This window comes from Bacillus sp. AFS002410 (assembly GCF_002556365.1).
In the GTDB taxonomy this organism is placed as follows: domain Bacteria; phylum Bacillota; class Bacilli; order Bacillales; family Bacillaceae_G; genus Gottfriedia.
Genome location: NZ_NUEU01000001.1, coordinates 18,151 through 37,290, shown reverse-complemented (window position 1 = coordinate 37,290; position 19,140 = coordinate 18,151). Strand labels below are relative to the sequence as shown.

Annotated in this window: 12 protein-coding genes; 1 reads left to right on the top strand and 11 read right to left on the bottom strand. The window is 35.2% G+C overall.

The window, feature by feature from the left end:
- Positions 1-284 precede the first annotated feature (284 nt).
- The 7 genes from CN692_RS00145 to CN692_RS00115 form a co-directional block, all read right to left on the bottom strand.
- Positions 285-1,757, bottom strand: a complete 1,473-nt coding sequence (locus CN692_RS00145; RefSeq protein ID WP_098116986.1) for a sodium:solute symporter family protein — start codon at positions 1,755-1,757, stop codon at positions 285-287.
- Position 1,758: 1 nt separating this feature from the next.
- Positions 1,759-1,953 (bottom strand): DUF3311 domain-containing protein, encoded by a 195-nt coding sequence (locus CN692_RS00140; RefSeq protein WP_098116985.1) that lies wholly within the window; start codon positions 1,951-1,953, stop codon positions 1,759-1,761.
- A 111-nt stretch (positions 1,954-2,064) separates the two neighbouring features.
- Positions 2,065-3,240, bottom strand: a complete 1,176-nt coding sequence (locus CN692_RS00135; protein ID WP_098116984.1) for a M20 family metallopeptidase — start codon at positions 3,238-3,240, stop codon at positions 2,065-2,067.
- A gap of 14 nt (positions 3,241-3,254) precedes the next feature.
- Positions 3,255-4,484 carry a Zn-dependent hydrolase gene (locus tag CN692_RS00130; protein ID WP_098116983.1) on the bottom strand — a complete coding sequence of 410 codons (1,230 nt, stop codon included), beginning with the start codon at positions 4,482-4,484 and terminating at the stop codon, positions 3,255-3,257.
- Positions 4,485-4,627: 143 nt separating this feature from the next.
- Positions 4,628-5,929, bottom strand: coding sequence for a transcriptional regulator (locus tag CN692_RS00125; RefSeq protein WP_098116982.1), 1,302 nt, complete (start codon positions 5,927-5,929; stop codon positions 4,628-4,630).
- Positions 5,930-5,940: 11 nt separating this feature from the next.
- On the bottom strand, positions 5,941-6,774 hold the full coding sequence (locus tag CN692_RS00120; RefSeq protein WP_098116981.1) for a DMT family transporter: 834 nt from the start codon (positions 6,772-6,774) through the stop codon (positions 5,941-5,943).
- A gap of 24 nt (positions 6,775-6,798) precedes the next feature.
- A complete protein-coding gene (locus CN692_RS00115; protein ID WP_218923242.1) occupies positions 6,799-8,103 on the bottom strand; it encodes an amidohydrolase in 1,305 nt (434 codons plus the stop codon).
- A gap of 649 nt (positions 8,104-8,752) precedes the next feature.
- Between CN692_RS00115 and CN692_RS25940 the strand changes: the two genes are divergently transcribed.
- Positions 8,753-8,905 (top strand): hypothetical protein, encoded by a 153-nt coding sequence (locus CN692_RS25940; protein WP_179865570.1) that lies wholly within the window; start codon positions 8,753-8,755, stop codon positions 8,903-8,905.
- Between the two features lie 160 nt (positions 8,906-9,065).
- Here CN692_RS25940 and CN692_RS00110 read toward each other — a convergent pair whose 3' ends face one another.
- The 4 genes from CN692_RS00110 to CN692_RS00100 form a co-directional block, all read right to left on the bottom strand.
- Positions 9,066-9,998, bottom strand: a complete 933-nt coding sequence (locus CN692_RS00110; protein WP_179874342.1) for a LysR family transcriptional regulator — start codon at positions 9,996-9,998, stop codon at positions 9,066-9,068.
- Positions 9,999-10,125: 127 nt separating this feature from the next.
- Entirely contained in the window at positions 10,126-14,292 is a 4,167-nt protein-coding gene (locus CN692_RS00105) for a S8 family serine peptidase (protein ID WP_179874341.1), read from the bottom strand.
- Between the two features lie 261 nt (positions 14,293-14,553).
- The gene (locus tag CN692_RS26500) at positions 14,554-15,642 is read right to left on the bottom strand and encodes a dockerin type I domain-containing protein (protein ID WP_257143940.1); all 1,089 of its coding nucleotides are present in this window, start codon (positions 15,640-15,642) and stop codon (positions 14,554-14,556) included.
- Entirely contained in the window at positions 15,639-18,683 is a 3,045-nt protein-coding gene (locus CN692_RS00100) for a S8 family serine peptidase (RefSeq protein ID WP_257143939.1), read from the bottom strand. Before CN692_RS00100 ends, CN692_RS26500 begins: the two co-directional genes overlap by 4 nt.
- Positions 18,684-19,140 lie beyond the last annotated feature (457 nt).

Genomic DNA, 19,140 nt, shown 5'->3' with positions numbered 1-19,140 from the left:
GTACACCTCAAAGTTTATACTGTCTTATCTTTTAAAATAAGGGGGATTTTATTCAATCCCCCCTTACTTTTAACACCCTAAAAATATATCTTACCTATTATATACTTCTTACTGTCTCATCTTGAGCAAACATTAGTAATTGTGAGTAAACAGTAAAACTCAATATAAGGATGTATATAATGACAATACCCCAAAAATACAACGGCAGAAGATACCATATATCTAAAGACTGAATAAATTTTCTGACATCTCTAATTTCAAAACTAAAACAATGCAATTCTAACCTAAGCAACAATTTCTTTCTTACTTTGAACCGCAATATTTTTAGTAAGTAAGCTTACAACAACTAAAAATACAAGATTTACAACTAAACCAATAACACCAATATTCATATCTTTAATGTATTGAGGCAGTGATGGGAATAATGTTCCGATTGTTGTATTACTAATCGTCACATAAGTAACTGTAGCAACTCCAGTAAGAATACCAGCAAATGCTCCTTGTTTTGTTACAAAGTTATTTTTCATTAAACTACAGATAAGAGTTGGGAATAGTTGAGTAACTAGACTGTATCCCATTAAAAGAAGTGTTACTAATGAAGTTCCACCGTTAAATGTGAAATAAACTGCGAATAGAGCTACGGCAGGAACAAGGTATTTAGCTAAAGTAGCAACTTGTTTTTCTGAAGCAGAAGGTACAAACACTTTATAAATATTTTTTGAAATTAATGTAGCAGATGCCATTAAAATCATTGAACCAGGTACGATTGCAGTCAATACGCCTGCTCCTCCAATGATTCCGACAAACCATGGGTTAAAAGATTGTTTACTTAATTTTAATAAAGAAAGATCGGCAGCTGGACCTTGTAATCCAGGAACTTGAAGAATAGCTGCAAATCCTACGAAGAACACAAAAAGTAATACAAGTTGATATAAAGGCATTATAATAGCATTTCTACGAAATACGTTTTCACTTTTAGCTGAGTAAATAGAGCCGAATGTATGAGGCCACATATAAAAACCTATAGCTGTTAAAAGAACTGTAGAGTTAAACCAAGATACACTTAATCCCTCTTTTGGAAGAGTTAGAAAACCTGGTTTTGCTTTATCAACTGCTTCAAACATCGCTTGAAACCCACCATAATAATGATAAGGAAGATAGATTCCTAGAAAAAGTACAACAACTAGAATCATAATATCCTTTAATGCTGCAGTCCAAGCAGATCCATGGATACCAGATATCATCACGTATATTGTTACGGAAATCGCGCCGATCCAAATCGCAACAGTTGGTGAAATTAATCCATAAGAAGCTTCTGAAACAATGCTCCCCAAACCTTTTAATTGTAGAACCAGGTAAGGAATAACAGCAGCTACACCAACAAGTGAAACTAAAACTCCAAGGGCTTTACTTTTGTATTTACTTGCGAAAAAGTCCGGTTGGGACATTAAATTATTTTCTTTTGCGTATTTCCAAATTTTTGGTAGCAACCAATAAGACATAATATAAGCAAGTGCGCCGTAAGCAGTGATATAGTAGGTTGGTCCTCCTTTTCCGTACGCCCAACCACTTCCACCTAGGAATGTAAAGGTTGTATAGATTTCACCAGCCATAAGAAGAAAGACAAAAATTGTACCAAATCCTCTTCCTCCAACACTCCATTGCTCAAGATTCATGTCCTTCCCTTTCCTAGCTTGAATCCCTAGAAAAATCGATACTGCTAGAAAGAGAAATATTATAATTAATGCACTATTCATCTTATCTGCCCTCCTTATTTGTCGAATCTAATTTGTAGATAATCCACATAATTGGTGTTGAAATAACGGTCCATAACACGACCCAAAAAAGAAGAAATGGCATTCCTAATACATATGGATCAACCTGATTTGCCCAAGATGAAAAACCGAGAATAGCAATAAATGGAATAAGTGCTAATAAATGATAGATCTTCAAAAATTGTTCCCCCTCTTCCAACATTAAATTTATACTAGTTTAAAAATTCAGAAATATTAAAAGGTAGATTAAGTAGAGCATTTTGTATGCGTCTACTTAATCATAAAACTATTAATCTAAAAGCTTAAATGTAGCATGAACAAATGTGTTTACACCAATTTCTAATGCGTTCTCATCTATTGTAAAACGAGCATGATGATGCGGATAGACGATATCTTTTTCTTTATTTCCCGCTCCTACATAGAAGTAAGTGCCCGGTGCCTTTTGTTGGTAAGCAGAGAAATCTTCCCCTCCCATGTTTGGTTTCATTAGTTCAAGAGTCTCTTCACCAAACACTTCCAGAACAGTTTCTTCGATCGCCTTCGTAAGTTCGTCATTATTGATAACTGGGCGGTATCCGAACTCATATTTAAATTTGTATTGTGCACCATGTGCCTCCGTTATTCCTTTTACAACTCGCTCCATAAGTGCAGGAACCGATTTTCTAAGTTCAGCATCGAAACTACGAACAGTTCCGCATATTTCAACTGATCCTGGAATTACGTTATGGGTTGTACCAGCTACAAATTGAGTAACAGATAAAACTAGATTATCAAGTGGATCTGTATTTCTTGAAACGATATGTTGAAGATTAGTTACAACCTGGGCAGCAACAGCAATTGAATCGATCGTGTCATGAGGAAGTGCTGCATGTCCACCTTTCCCTTCTACTGTAATATAGAAAGTATCCGGTGCAGCCATCATCGGACCATATGCTACTCCTACTTTACCTAGTTTCATAGGAGCCCAAAGATGTGCGCCAATCACCATATCTACTCCATCCATTACACCAGCTTGTACCATTTCCTCGGCACCACCAGGGAACAATTCTTCAGCGTGTTGAAACAAAAAGCGAACTTCACCTTTAATCTCGTCTTTTAAACTAGTTAAAATCTTTGCCGTGCCTAGAAGCATTGCAGTATGACCATCGTGCCCACAAGCATGCATCACACCTGGATTTTCAGAGGCAAATTCAAAAGTGTTTTCCTCCTCGATCGGTAAAGCATCCATATCAGCGCGAATAGCTAGCACCTTTCCAGGCTGCGACCCAATCAGTCGAGCCATAACACTTGTCTTAGTTGGACGTGATAATTCTAAATTTCCGAAAGATTGAAGTGTTTCATACACATATTGAGCTGTTTTTTCTTCATGAAAAGATAACTCTGGATGTTGGTGGAAATGTCTTCTCCACGCAATTACTTCCTCTTTTGTTTGTTCTACTAATTTGTCTAATGCTATTGTTTGCATTATTGTTTCCTCCTCTATTCATTATTTGATAACTGAAGTACGGTATGATAAAGTACGTTAGCACCGTCTGTACAATCTTCCTTTGAACTCCATTCGGCGGGATTGTGGCTAATGCCATCTTTTGACCGGATAAAAAGCATCCCAATTGGACATAGACTTGTAAGCTGCATGCAATCATGCCCAGCTCCACTTGGTAGGAATAATGTTTCCACACCAGTTTTTTCACACGCTAATTTTGCAATATCCTGAATTTCATTAGAGCATAATGATGGTTTAATACGCTGCAGTACTTCAATTTGTAATCCTACGCCGCGTTGTTCACATAAAATTTGCGACCCTTCTAAAATTCGATTTTCCACCTGATCACGAATTTCTTCATTTACATCGCGGAGGTCCAAAGTAAATTCTACCTTCCCAGGAATAATATTGATTCCTCCTGGAAACAGCTGCAATTGACCAACTGTTCCAACCGTTGAACCTGTCTTAGATGATTCCTTTTCTATTAGTTGAATAATTTGAGATGCAGCAACTAAGGCATCGTTACGATCATTCATTGGCGTTGTCCCCGCATGTCCTGCTTTTCCTTCAATTATGAATTTAAGCCATAACGGGCCAGCGATTCCTGTAACAATACCAACTGATAAATTACTGTTCTCAAGCACTTTTCCTTGTTCAATATGTAATTCCACATAGGCTTTTACTGATCCGTTACTTCTAACTGACTGTTCAATTAATAATGGATCATATCCAGCATCTGTCATTGCTTGCGCTATCGTAATCCCTTGTTTATCCTTATTTTGAAGATCCTCTAGTTTGAGCGTTCCAGCAATTCCACGGCTGCCAATCATGCCAAAGCTAAATCTTGCTCCTTCTTCATCGGTAAATGCAATCACTTCAATTGGATGCTCTGTTGTGATTCCCTGCTCGTTCATCGTTTGTAGGATTTCAATCCCCGATAGAACACCAAGTGGTCCGTCAAAGTTCCCACCGTTATATACAGAATCAACGTGTGAGCCCACTAAGACAACCGGTGCGTTTGGGTTATTGCCCTCCTTACGTCCAACAAGATTTCCAACAGTATCTTCATATACATTTAATCCTGCTTCAATCATATAAGTAGTAACCAAGTCTTTAGCTTTTCTCTCTTCTTCGCTAAAAGACAAACGAGTAATCCCTCCAGACTCTCGTTTTCCTATGGCTCCTAACTCCATAAGGCGATTCCACAATCGGTCCTGATTAATCATTTTTCCTCCCATTTAATCTTTATTTAAGGTCTATTTATGGCTATGACCATAACTATATCACTAATTATTTATTTTGTTAAGTAATAATATTCAGAATATTTAATATGAAATAAAAAAAAACGGTAAATTCATTCTTTACCGTTTCACAGAATAATTTTATAAATGTTCCTTGGCCTTCCACGTGAATAAGGCGTTTCCTCACCAATCACCTGAGCAATTCCTTGTTCCTCTAATTCTTTTAATATTCTACGAGCGCTCCTCGGCATTATTTGCATATACTGTGCCAGCTCATGTGCTCCAATCTCACTCTTTCCTATTTTTCGAAGAATTGACTCTAGTTTACTTAGTGTAGAAATACTAAGTGAAGTTTTTTCGCTAATTTCCTGTAGTTCTTTTGAAACATAGGAGTATGTGATACTTTCTTCTCTTCCTAACGGACCTGCAATCGTTTGATTATCGAGAGCAACCATCCAGCTTCCTTTTCCATGCTCTCTAGCATGAAATAAAGCTCTACCTGCATGAATTTCTGCTTCGTAAGCCGTTTTGCCGATTCCAATACCACAAGTAATTACTTCTTTCTTTAACTCTTCCAGATCTTCCAAATTCGGAATAACAGAAAACTCATTCGTTATATCCTGTAATAGTCCGCGTGTTGTAAAAATGACATATCTACCAGGACCTGCGGATTTAAGTGATCCTTGAATTTTATTGGCGTATACTAGTAACTTCTCAGCCATTTTAATTTCAATTTTATACATTTCATCGGTAGAAAAAGTATCCTTCGCCAATCCAAAAAACGAGTCGATTTCAATCATTTGAACTGCAATTTGACTTTGTTTAAAATGCAACATCTCATAAGTTCGAAGCGCTAAATTTAGAACTGATTCAATAGCTGATTTGGCAGGTAGTACTCGATAAACAGGAACACCCATTTTCTCAAGCTCTATATGTGCAGATCGCAAACATGTAACTGCTGCTTTCGTCTTCCCGCTTTTCCATAACTCATAATGGTATCCGGCAAGTATCTTTGCATCAATTTCTCCTTCATAATATTTCAGATAAAGATCATTTGCTTTAATTTCTGCTTCATCCAAAATGCTTTTCAGTTCATCCATTTGGAAGTTATCAAAGCTGATCTGCTCCATTGCAATCTCGTTATGATAGAATATTTGTAATAAAGTTTTATAGAGACTCGGTCCAGTATGTGGAGTAAAAAACATCGGTTTAGAAATGCCACCCCATTCTTTTGCTATTGCATACGGAACCTTACCTGAAAAGAGCCAAATATCAAAGTTATTTGCAATTGGTTTTAGAAGGTCAACAATCTCCTCTTCTCTCCAATAGATGATCGGAACGCATTCAAATTCAGGGTATTCCTTTATAACAGATTGAATAACGTCAATTGAATCATCCGATCCAAGTAGACCTAAACGGATTTTTTTCATCTTTTCCTCCACTATTCTATGATAAATAAAATTCCTAAAATAGTAATACAACAGGCAATCAACTTAGCCGCTGTAATTTTTTCCTTGTAATAAATTCGAGCTAAAACTAAAGCAAATATTGGCGATGTATAGGCTAAAGCTACAACTAGAGTCCCATCGGCCATCTTTAAAGCAGCAAACAGTGCGATCCATTGAGCAATTGCAAGTACACCACGCATTGAAAGATGTTTATTCAGTCCAGGATACCAAATTTTCGGACGATATAACAAATAGATTATTAGTGCAATTCCAGTAGCCCTAAAAAAGTAAAGTGTAGGAGCATTGATCAATTCATGAACAAGCAGCTGTTGAGTAGGAACCATACTGAGTCCAGCAGATACTGCTGCTGCAACCCCAAATAAATTTCCAGGCTTTTTAATTTCTACTATTGGAGACAACAAGTTTTTCCCTTTAATATTTAGAAAATACACACCAAGAACAATAAGCAGGACCGGTATTAAAATATGTATATCAAATCCATGCAAAATGCTATTTGGAATAAACGTAAATAATGGTGTCAGCGCAGTATACACTGCTAGTTGAGATACTTCTATTCGTCCTAACGCTAAGAAAAATGATACATTTGACACTGTATCTAATAAAATTACAATTAATAACAGACCCATTGAAACTGGGGTAGCAGAAAATGAATAATACCACGGCATTACACAGCCAAGTAGTATAGTAACGACTAGAAAAGAAGTCACGATAAAACTATTATTATCTTTCATTTGCAATGTTATTTTTTTAGCATACAGCGCATTCACTGCATTCAAAAAGGAACTGATTAATGCAAGAAAAAACATATTCTTTTCTCCTCTCTTTCTATATTAATATCCTGCTAAATGAATTAGGATGTTGCCATAAACTTCAACTGCAAACGGAATTGTTTTTTCGTTAAAGTCGAATGCACAGTTATGATGACCTGCCGCCAATTCAGTTCCAAACAATAGATAAGTAGCCATTCCACCATTCGCTTGAACCCTTTTCATCATATAAGTTACATCTTCAGAAGCAAGAAAAGGCTGAGAAATAACAATCTCACTCGTTTGTTTAACTTTTGATCCAATACCGTATACAAGGTTTGCAAGATCTGAATCACATACTGCTGAAATTGAACGGCCAACTACTTCTGTTTGTTCCTTAACCCCATACATTTGAGCAGCTGCTTGAATGATACGAAGTGACTCATCCTTCATATATTGGTCAACCTCATTTGTCGTCCCTCTTGTTTCAAACTTTAACTTAGCATGGCCCGGGATAATATTTCGACCTTCTCCACCTTGAATAACGCCTACATTTACTCTGGAATCTCCTAAGCCATGACGTGAGATTGCATACAATTGCAAAGTGATTGTAGATGCAGCAAGGATTGCATTTCTACCTTCATGCGGTGCTAATGCTGCATGTGCCTGCACACCTTCCAGTTCTAAATCAATCTTAGTCGATGCGAAAAAGTCAGTTACGCTACAAACGAGTTGATTTTGTTTAGTTGCAGTTACACCAATATGACCACTAAAGAAATAATTAACATCTTCTAAGACACCAGCGTCAACCATTGCCCTCGCACCACGTGCACCTTCTTCAGCAGGTTGAAAGATAAGTTTAATTTTTCCTGCCAGCTTCTCTTTCATATTAGAAACCAACTGTGCCAATCCCAACCCAATAGCGATATGACCATCATGACCACAAGCATGCATCCAGCCCTCTACTTTCGAACTAAAATTCTGGTTCCATGGTACATGACTTGTTCCTTTGTCCTCAGAAATTTCTAATGCATCAATATCAAATCGGTAGGCAAGTGTTGGGCCAATTCGCCCAGTATCCCAAACTCCTACAACACCAGTTAGCCCATCCTCCATTTTCTCAATCCAATAAGGATTAGCACCAAATGAAATTGCCCGATCCTTCGCTTCCTGAATTGTTTTTTCATCTGGCACACCCATTCTAGATTCAGGTACAATGATTTCTTTTCCTACTTTTACTTCAAAACCCAATTCTGATAAGAAATCTGCTATAAGAGATGATGTTCGGAATTCCGTCCATCCAATCTCCGGAAAACAGTGGATATTACGCCTAACATTGATCAAATCTTCTTCCATATTATCAACCAACTGTGAGATTAATTCCTCCAAATTACTTACCTCCTTATTAATTGAGCTTTAGCATTTTTATATTTTCGGTTGAATTCAGGTTACGACCATAATTATAGACTATTCTGACACTTTTGGATAGAAAGCTAAAATACTATTTTGTTAGATGATTCTTTTATACTATTTTAGTTGTTAGGATTCTCTATGATGTTATTTTCATAGGAATTCTTCAAATAGGGCTGAACGTTTTTTAATCTTCTTGGACAACGATATCAGGGAATCAGCATTTACCCCAATATACAACAAGATAGTCTGTTATATTTTCCCACGCCTTATCGGTTAATTTTTATTCCTCCCTCCACACTTTCTATTTAATGGATGATTGTATTCCTCTTAAATATTAGAAGAAATTAATGTAATTAACATAAAATTAAGCAATCCTTAATACAAAGTTAAGAAAACCAAAAGGTAATTCCATCAATTTTTGGGAAACTGTAGTAGTTTTATAAATAATTAACAAATATAATTATTATTGTTCTTAATTAAGAAAAATATTAAAAAAGGAATATTCCTATCTAAAAGAAGATACTTCTAACGTTAGTAATCGAGATTAAAAATGAAAGATTAATAAAAAAATAGGCGTGGCTTCTATACTAAGTCACTCTTTTTGAATTCAGGGAGGAAAATGGAAATGGAAAAGAAACCAATATTTTATGATGGAAGTAATCTAGTGGAAAGTACGAATCAGGAAGATCAAATTAAAACAAATGTAAAGAATGATGAAACTAAAGTGACAGATGATATGAGAAAAAACATTAGTGGGAACCCGTACATATTTGAATAAGATTCAACTAAAGCATTGCGGTTGATAAAATTCAAGAACCCCTGTTTATCACTCCATCTCTTTAAGGTAGATGTATAAATCATAAATCAGACAAGAAACATTTTCTTTGAAACAAACTAAAAAGAAGGTTACTGAATTAACCTTCTTTTTGGATATAAAATCATTCTGCATTAAATTCTTCTTTTAATTTCTCTATATAATTCTCCAATATTTTTGAATATCTTTTTTTACTAGACATACAACACACATATTGGATTTCTATATCTTCGTAATCTACTATATCTATTAACTTAACATCTTCATTAAGAGTATAATTTATACCAGTGAAGTAAGGTACAAATGTGACACCTAAGTTATTATTAATAGCTCTAAAAATTGTTTCAACATTTGTAGATGTAAATAATTCCTTCATATCGCCGAATTTTTTATAAAAATTATCTTTAAACCATTTAATATACACACCATTATAAACAATAAGTGTTTCTTTAACGATTTCTTGTGGCGTAGCAAATGACTTTTTTGCTAAGGGAGACTTTTTACTTACTAATAACTTCATTTTGGCTACGAATAAATTTTGATAAGTTAGATGTTCGGTATTTTCTAGTATATGATTCGTAAGTGGTACGATGCCAATATCACTACGTCCCTCTAGTACATCCTCAATAATTTCAAGGGCTGGTTTTAGAAAGATATCGATTGTGATATTAGGATATTCTTCCTTTATAGTTGAAATGGGACTTAAAAGTTGTGTAGTAAACCCTGGTCCTGAAGATATTTTTAAATTGCCGGTCACATTATCATTAATTAATTGTGTTGAATGAATTAGTTCTTGATATTTTAGAATGATCTCACTCGCTAATTTAATGATCTTTTCTCCTTCAATTGTAGGAAGAACATTATTTCCACCTCTTGCTCGCTCGAATAATTTTATATTTAGTTTTTTTTCGATACTAACAATTGATTGACTAATCGCGGACTGACTCACGAATAAATTTTGTGAAGCAATCGAGAAGGAACCAGTTTTTGCAACTTCAACTAGATACTCTAATTTTTGTATATTCATGTTGTAAATATTTGTACTGTTGATATCCATATGCTTCTCCTTCATATACAATTATTAGTATTTTACCACTATTTGAACGAATTTTATCTAGTTATTATTTAAGAATATTTTTATCATAAGAAAAGCCTGTTCTCAAAGTTAGAGAACAGGCTTACTTTTATTGTATACCCAATTGACTCTTAACTAATTCTAACGTACTGCCTTTATATTTTTTAACTGGTTTTGGAGGAGCTACGACCCAAGGATTTTGCATTAAGTAATTCTTTTCAACAAATGCAAAATCTTTTGCATCAACCGTACCGTCGAAGTTAATATCTGCACTGCGCTTATTTGTACCCCAATATGTTTGAATCGCTAATGCGTCCATCACATCGATTACATTGTCTTTATTTACGTCTCCAGCAGTAGCATATGGAGTGCTTTCTGTACCTACTCTATAATTCACGCCGTAAATATTATCGTCTAGAGCATTATAAGCATTTAGTCTTGTATAATATGTCGTAAAATGCCCTGGAATATCTTGGATAAGTGTATAGTCATCTTTTGATGGATCAATTCCTGTAATATCAAATGTTCCATTTTTTGCGACAATATTTGTTTTTACTTCTTTTCCATTACGATCAATTACTGTTAAAGTTGGCGAAATCTTTGAGTAATCTTTTGAATAATCATAATTACCTTTTGCATCTAATAATCCTTGTGCATGTATATACCCTTTGAATTCTGTTTGATTATTTAATAGATCGACTGGAACTATGTTTGTAAAAGGAATAGTAGTTACATTATCTACATTTGTAAACTTAGATGTAACATTGCTAGATACAATTGTACTAAATGATATGGCATTACCTGGAGTTAGCGATTTTGGGACTTGAATTGTTAAATCCACCATTGGAATATCACCAGCTACTCCAGTAGTTGCATCAAAGTTAACTGTAACGTCAGATGATGTCAAATCTCCTGATGATGTTTGTTTAACATCTAGTATTCCACCAAGCTTTTGTGCCTCCGGATTTAAAGATATATTTGTAATTTTTGTACCTGTTGTATCTGCAAACTTATAGTTAGCTTGCTTCAATTTGCTAACATTATTTGCTGTTAATGAAATTGTAAATGTGTCTCCCGGTTTAGCAATTACTCGATTATGGTTTGTCGGACCATTTGGCTGACCATATACATATGGTGTATGTTCATTTACGAAATAATATTGACTTTGCATATAGCCATTTGTCGCTTCATCCATTCCTTCAAATTTCACACTTAATACTTGCGAATTTGGCGTCATTGCGATTTCATCTGAAGCATTGCCATCTTTATCAACTGTTAAATTTCCAGTTGGTAAATAAGAATTATAAAAATGCAAAATTTGATTTTGTGACTGATCAGCAGTGATTCCAGCAGCTTGTTTTACTGCGACATTGTCATCTAAAATATGCGCGGTTACACCAAGTGTAGCTTGTCCATCTTTATACTCAACGATTTGTTTTCCTGGTACTTCTCCTTCTACATGAACATCCCATTTTGGTTTGGTACCATCCACAAATAAATCTTGACTGATCGTATATTGTTTTCCGTTATCATCTGTACCAATCATTTTTAATACGTATTGCCCCGCTTTTGGCACTACAACATTGTCTGGGTTCATATCAACTGGATTATTCGGATCATTTGTAAATGGGAAGTAGTAGCCCCAATATACGAATGGAAGTGAAATATCAACCCCTTCATCAAATCCAACTCCATCAAACGAATTAACGATTCCAAGATCTTTACCCGTTTTTGGATCAGAAAGCACTATATCAATTGATCTCATATGTGATCTTAAGGCAAAGTTAGCAGCATCAGTTCTATTCCATTTTTGACTACTTTGAATAATCGATTCAGGCACTGATTTTTTATAAAGCTTAAAGTAATCAAACCCTTGATCAACATAATGAACACCAAATGGAATTCGATATGTTTCTGACGGATTATCTTTATTTGTATACACTACATATCCTTCGTAAATCCCTTTTTCCGCTGTTTTAGGAATATTTAATGTAATGTTTGTTTTCTTTTGGCTAATTCCTTTTAGAGTAATCGATGAGTCCGTTTGAACAGTTACACCGTTTGCGGCTGCATCTTTTGAACCGCGTAGATTTGTTTGGAAATTAACTTTTACATTAAACGTTTTCGTTTTTTCTCCTCTGTTCATTAACGTAATTGAACGTGTATCTGCAAAGTCTGACCCATTAAACGCTACATTCCCAAAGCTAAGTGCACCTGTATCTTCATTAATTTGTTTTTCTTTTCCATTAATAATTGTTGGCGTCTTTTCTTTGACTTTAATTTCGATTGTTGAATGAATTGCATTATAAGGATCAATTCGTCCAGCACCTTGTTCAAATACACTATAAGGCTTACTTAAAGAATCCGCAGTATTCATTAAAATTGCCTTTATGTCTTCAGGTTGTAAATCAGGTTGTGCTTGTTTTAATAATGCTGCAACTCCAGTTGTGAATGGTGTTGCCATCGATGTACCAGACATTCTTTGATATGCATTTTTATAATCAGTCGGATTATCTGGGCTATTAATAAACCCTGGAACGGTTGATAGTACACTTACACCAGGTGCCGTAATTTCTGGTTTAATATCATAAGTTACACGTGAAGGACCTCTTGAACTGAAGTCTGCTAATGTATCTCCCTGAGTTTTCGCTTCACCTATATCAGTGAATGTAAAGTTAACAGATCCTGATTGTAGCTTTTGCTTTAAAGCAAGTCCATCCGCGTTAGATAAAGAGAACGTTGGAATGAAATTTACACCATCTCCTAAGAAGGTCGGTATTTGTCCTTCAGTTGGATTGTCATTATACATAAGAACGGCTGCAGCACCTTGTGATTTAGCAACCGCAATTTTAGAATCTAATGTGTAAGTTCCACGACTCATTAGAACAATTTTCCCCTTAACATCTTTACCAGAATATGCTTCACCTAGATTTACATCTACAACCGAATTTGTTACACCTTTTAATTTGGAAACATCATCACCTGCGCCTTTTGCCATCAAAAGTAAAGATGCCGTTACATTATCGATTGATCCTTTTCCTCCAAGTGTCGTAATTGGTACACTGCTAGCACCAACTGTTAATGCTAGAGCTGCTGTACCAGGTGATCCTACGGTATACATCTTATTACCTGCATTTCCAGCTGCAACAACTGCTGTTACTCCATTTAAAACTGCATTGTTAATTGCGATACTAGTAGGATACATTGGGTCATTATAATTAGCACCTAAAGAAAGACTCATGATATCCATTCCATCTGCTACTGCTCGATCGATTCCAGCTAAGATGCCATCCGTCGTTCCACTGCCCCCAGGTCCAAGTACACGATATACATAAAGGTCTGCATCTGGAGCAATTCCAGTAGTTGCAAATTCACTAGCATTTTTCCCTTGTCCTACAATCGTTCCGGACACATGTGTTCCGTGTTCAGTTTCATAATTTGCTGCACCAGAACTTCCACCAGGTTTACCAGCTTTTACCCAATCAGCATATGTCGTTTCCATCGGATCATTATCATTATCAACGAAATCATATCCGCCTTTAAAAGCACCTTTAATATCAGGGTGATTGTAATCAACTCCTGTATCTAGTACAGCAACTTTAACTCCTTTACCTGTGTATCCTTCTTGATGCAATTTATCAATTTGTAGATATGAACGCTCGTCGGCCATACCTTGGCCTTGTGTTTTAGTTGAATCTTCTGCTTTTTCTGCAGGAATATCTTCCTTAACAGTTTCATTGCTATAAATTGCCTTAACTGCTTTTGAATTTAGAAGATCTTTTACTTTATTTGCAGGGATCTTCAATGCGACTCCATTGAAAGCATTTTTATATTTTCTATTAATTTTATATGTCTTTCCATCATCTTTTGAAAGTGATTGCAAGTCCTTATCGAAAGTAACATGATCTGAATCTTCTAAACTTTTAGCTTCAGTATCTGACAAGCTATTACCTTTTAATGCAGCATCGAGTACTGCTACTTTATGAGGCTTTTGGTTGAACTGTACAATTACTGAAACATCTTCCGAACTGTTTAGATTAACATCTGGATTTAAAAACAATCCAGATTGATCATTCTTAGAAAGTTCTGTTAAAGCCTGTCTTTGAGCTGTTGTTAAATTTGCTAAAACTGACTCTGCCTTCGTGTTAACTGTATCAGCCTTTACCTTTACCGAATGAAAAGTTGAAGCATGAAAACTACTAGAAATTAAACCTACACCTAAAGTAATCGCTGTAGCATTTTTTACAATTTTCTTCTTTGTAAACTTTTTCCCCATTTCCAGTCCTCCTACGTTCATTGTGTTTTATCTTGATCGAATTAGTTCAGAATTTATTCCAGTTTTCTATAATTGAAATTAAATGAAAGTTCAATCTATCTTAGTTTCATAAAACTGCAATTTTTCATTGAATATTCTGACAAATAATTCACTAGATTAAAATAATGTAAGTTTCTAATCTCAAATTATGTTCTTTATTTCTATAGAGAAGCCGAAATCTTCAGCTTCTCTTATTCATAATAATTACCAACAATGAAATCTTTACTTTAATCCTAACTGACTTAATACTGTGTCTAATGTTGCACCCTTATATGATGTTTTCGCTTTTGGTGCATTTTCTACTGTTGGATTTTGTAAACCGTAGTTTTGAACAATATAGTTCATGTCTTTTGCATCTACGACTTTATCAAAGTTAAAATCTGCTGAAGCTTTATTTGTACCCCAATATGTTTGCACAGCTAAAGCGTCAAAGATATCGATAACATTGTCTTTATTTGTATCTCCAGCTGCAGCGATTGGTAAGTTGTATTTAAGTCGTTTTCCAACGATTTCACCACGAACATCACTGTACATTTCAAACTTTTGGTTCATCGTAAAGTAACCTGGTACATCAACTTGTAGAGTATAAGGATTTTTATCAGCTTTAAGTCCATCAACTATATAGCCACCATATCGATCTGTAATTGGAGACTCAATGACTATTTTTCCGTCATAAGAAGTAACCGTTACTTTTGCACCGATTTTACTTTGGTCAATTGCATAATTGATTCCACCTGTAGCCGTTGAAGTTCCTTGTGTTCTTGCTGTTCCCTCTAATCTAGAAAACGTTGTTTTTACTTTATAGCTTTCCATGTAAGAGTAAATATTTTTCGTCTCAACATTCGACTGATCAATTATTGAAGCATTCATACCAAACCAGTAAGGGCTATCAGTCGACCACTTAGATGCAGTTTTCAAGTCAAAATTAAATAAAGGTACATCTTCTGGTAATGCTTTATCACCTAAATAATTAAATGTAAAAGTATAACTTGATGGTGTAGACCCTACACTAACGTTCGCATCACCATACTTTTTAACTGCATCATTTACGACTACATTCTCAACTGAAGCATAAGTATCTTTTGACATTGTAATTTTAGTCGTTTTTAAATTTTTCATATGATTCGAACGAACGGTAAAGTTTACACTATCACCTGTTGTAACAGTTTGTTTATTTGCTTTTAAGTAGAAATAAGGTAAGTTTTCCTTAACAAAAACAACTCTTAACATATTAGAAGCATTACCATTAAAGTTTCTTGCTGCATCAAACCCGTAAAACTGTACTTGTAATGGCGCATCTTGTTTTCTCACAACAATTTCATCCGTATAATTACCATTTTTATCTGTTGGGACGGGTTAGAAGGATATCCACCGTTATAAAACGCAACAACAGAATTGCTTGATTGATCAACTGGTAAACCTAAGCGAGTTGCTTCTTCTGTTTCCGGATCATGTAAGTTAATGTTAAAGTCATATAGGAATTGTCCATTCGAATCAAATTGACTATCTTTAACTTCGATTACTTTTTGATCTAACGAATCAAAACTTGAAGTCATTGTCGGTGCACCAACTTCATAAATGAAATCAGACGCCGCCGAGAATGTTTTTCCTTGATCGTTTGTACCAACTAGTCTCAATTTATAGTGACCTGTTTTTGCAAATGCTGGTTGAGAGCTAATTGGATTTTTCGGATCACCTGTAAATGGGTAGTAAATTGTATTAAATGCACGAGTATAATACTCTTGATTTTCATTTACTGCCATCGCATTAAATGATCCTACTAGTCCTAGATCCTCACCCGTAGTTGGATCTTGTAATACAAGGTCTAGTGTCTTCATATGTGATTTTAAAGTGAATGTAATATCCAAAAATGGATATGCATTTTCAGGCCATGCTATGTCTGTACCAAACATAGGGTTATCAGCGTTAAATTTATCAATACCTTCGTTTACAACTCGTCCACCAAATGGAATTTGGTATGTTTCAGTCGGATCTGTTGTATTCGTGAAAGTAATATACCCTTCGTATGTTCCTTTTTCAGCCGTTTTCGGAATGTTTAAGTTAAACTTAATCGACTTTTGGCTAATACCATTTAATTTGACTGAAGTTGGTCCCTCTAATGTTACTCCATTTACTGCTTCATCCTTTGACCCTCTTAAACCTGTTCGGAATTTCACATTTACATTAAATGTTTTTGCTTTTTCACTACGATTTTTTAATGTAACAGTTTTAGAGTCAGAAATGTCTTCTCCATTAAATCCATAAGATCCAAAGCTCATTGCCCCTGTTAGTTCTTTGATAGATTTTTGTTTTCCATTAATAATCGTAGGCGTTTTGTCATTAACTTCTAACTCAACATTTGAGTGAATAGCTTCATACGCATCTACACGTCCACTTCCAACCTCGAATACACTATAATCTTTAGATAACGGATCAGCTGTATTCATTAAGATTGATTTCACGTCTTCCGGCTTTAAATCTTTATTCGATTGTAGTAATAATGCCGATACACCTGCTACATATGGTGTGGCCATTGAAGTACCTGATAAACGTGAGTATGCATATTTATAGTCTTCTGTATGAGTTCCATCTACTGTTTGATCATTTACGTAAAACGGAACTGTTGAAAGAATTGAAACACCAGGAGCTGTTACTTCTGGTTTAATATCGTAGTTTACACGACTTGGCCCTCTTGAACTGAACGTAGCTAATTCATCAGAAGCTGTTTGCACCTTTGAAAAATCACCAAATGTGAAATCTGATATGCCCGATTTCAATGCAGATTGTATCGCTAAACCTTCATCGTTTGATAAAGAAAATGATGGAATTGCATCAGCTGACTCACCTAAGAATGCTTGGATTGGCCCTTCAGCTTTATTTGCTTCATCATTGTACATAATTACTCCAGCTGCGCCGTTTACTTTTGCATTTTTGATTTTATCAATTAATGCAATCGATCCCCGTTTAATGAAAGCAATTTTTCCTTTTACATCTTTCCCACTAAATTCCCACGTATTTCCTAATCCAACGTCTACTAATGGGAATGTTTTCCCCTTTAATTGTGTAAGATCATCTTTATAACTTCTCGCTAGCTGCCTTACTGTATAATTCTTTCCATTTTGTGTACCTGCATATTGATAAACATCAAGGGCAATTGAAGATGCTCCAACCGTTAATGCTAATGCAGCAGCTCCTGGTGAACCTAGTGTAAACATCTTATCGCCACTATTACCTGCAGCTACAACAGTTGTTACACCACTCAATACTGCATTGTTTACAGCAATAGAGGTTGCATAAAGTGGGTCATTTAATGTTGCGCCTAGCGACATGTTAATAACATTCATACCATCTTGTACTGCTCGATCTATTCCGGCAATGATCGCCTCACTTGTCCCACCACCACCTGGGCCAAGTACTCGGTAAGCATATAGGTCTGCTTCTGGAGCTGCGCCAACTGTTTTAAACTCACTGTTTGCTACACCACGTCCACCAATAATGCCAGCAACATGTGTACCATGTTCAGTATAATAATCCGCTCCATTTTGAGAGCCAGGTTTTCCAGCCTTCACCCAATCCGTATACGTCGTTTCCATTGGATCATTATCGTTATTAACAAAATCATATCCACCTTTGTATGCATCCTTTAAGTCTGGGTGGTTATAATCCATTCCGGTATCAAGAATTCCGACTTTTATTCCTTTACCAGTAAAACCTTCCGCATGTAAACGATCTAAACCATCATATGGTGTATAATTCGCTACTTTTGCTTCATCAGTTCTTAACTGGTCACTATCTTTTGCAGGAGGATCAATCGAAAATTTCTCGTTACTCCAAACCGTTTTTACAGCTTTTGATTTCAATAGATTTTTAATTTGATTTGCCGGTAAACTCATTGAGACACCATTAAATGCATGTTTATATGAACGATTAATCTTATAATCTATTTTTTTATTATGATCGCCCGTTAATATGTTCTTTACATCATTTGAAAACGTTTCATGGTCCTGATCGACTAGCTTATTAGCTTCAGAATCAGTTAAAGTTTGACCTTCAACACTTGCTTCGATTTGTGCAACTTTTGACGGTTTATTACTAAACTCGACTATGACACTTGTTTGATCTGAAGAGTTTAAATCAGTCTCAGAAGAAATTTGAAGACCAGTCTCTTCATTTGTTGAAAGTTGATTAAGGGCTGCTCTTTGTTCAGAAGATAAATTTGCAAGAATATCATCTACATTCCTCGGACTAGCTGCTTTTGTATTATGGGTTACATGTCCAAGTGAACCTAATATAAAACTCGATGTTAATGCTAAAACAGTAAAACTTTTTAAAACTTTACTCTTTTTCCCCATTTCACCAATCTCCCTATAAATATTTTGTTTATATTGATAGAAATTGTTCGATTTTTCATTAATAAGAACGCACAATCTACCAACTTTCGACTTTTTTCTATCCCCTTCCCTATTTATTGATTTCATTATACGTAATCAGAATTTTCAGGTAAAATTAATAATTAAAAAACTTTAATAAGAAAATCTTATTTTTCCTAAATCGACTTGGAAAAGCCGGAATAAAACTTCCAGATACTTAATTAAACTTTTCTCAATATAACAAACACATCGAAATTAACTTTTTTCTGACAAAACATTTTGAAATAAAAAACAAAAAAGAGAAGCTAAAATTTTTAGCTTCTCTCTACTTTTATTACAATCTGTCTCAGATACTAATTCAATTCGATTGCCTAATTTGAATCTAGATTTAGTTCTCCCCTGATGAAAATGTGCAAATAAATTGCCCAGTCTTCTTTCT

Bases quoted from the DNA above. Each gene is read 5' to 3' on its own strand.
- CN692_RS00145 (WP_098116986.1), bottom strand. From the start codon at position 1,757: ATGAATAGTGCATTAATTATAATATTTCTCTTTCTAGCAGTATCGATT.
- CN692_RS00135 (WP_098116984.1), bottom strand. From the start codon at position 3,240: ATGCAAACAATAGCATTAGACAAATTAGTAGAACAAACAAAAGAGGAA.
- CN692_RS00130 (WP_098116983.1), bottom strand. From the start codon at position 4,484: ATGATTAATCAGGACCGATTGTGGAATCGCCTTATGGAGTTAGGAGCC.
- CN692_RS00125 (WP_098116982.1), bottom strand. From the start codon at position 5,929: ATGAAAAAAATCCGTTTAGGTCTACTTGGATCGGATGATTCAATTGAC.
- CN692_RS00120 (WP_098116981.1), bottom strand. From the start codon at position 6,774: ATGTTTTTTCTTGCATTAATCAGTTCCTTTTTGAATGCAGTGAATGCG.
- CN692_RS25940 (WP_179865570.1), top strand. From the start codon at position 8,753: ATGGAAAAGAAACCAATATTTTATGATGGAAGTAATCTAGTGGAAAGT.
- CN692_RS00110 (WP_179874342.1), bottom strand. From the start codon at position 9,998: ATGGATATCAACAGTACAAATATTTACAACATGAATATACAAAAATTA.
- CN692_RS00105 (WP_179874341.1), bottom strand. From the start codon at position 14,292: ATGGGGAAAAAGTTTACAAAGAAGAAAATTGTAAAAAATGCTACAGCG.
- CN692_RS00100 (WP_257143939.1), bottom strand. From the start codon at position 18,683: ATGGGGAAAAAGAGTAAAGTTTTAAAAAGTTTTACTGTTTTAGCATTA.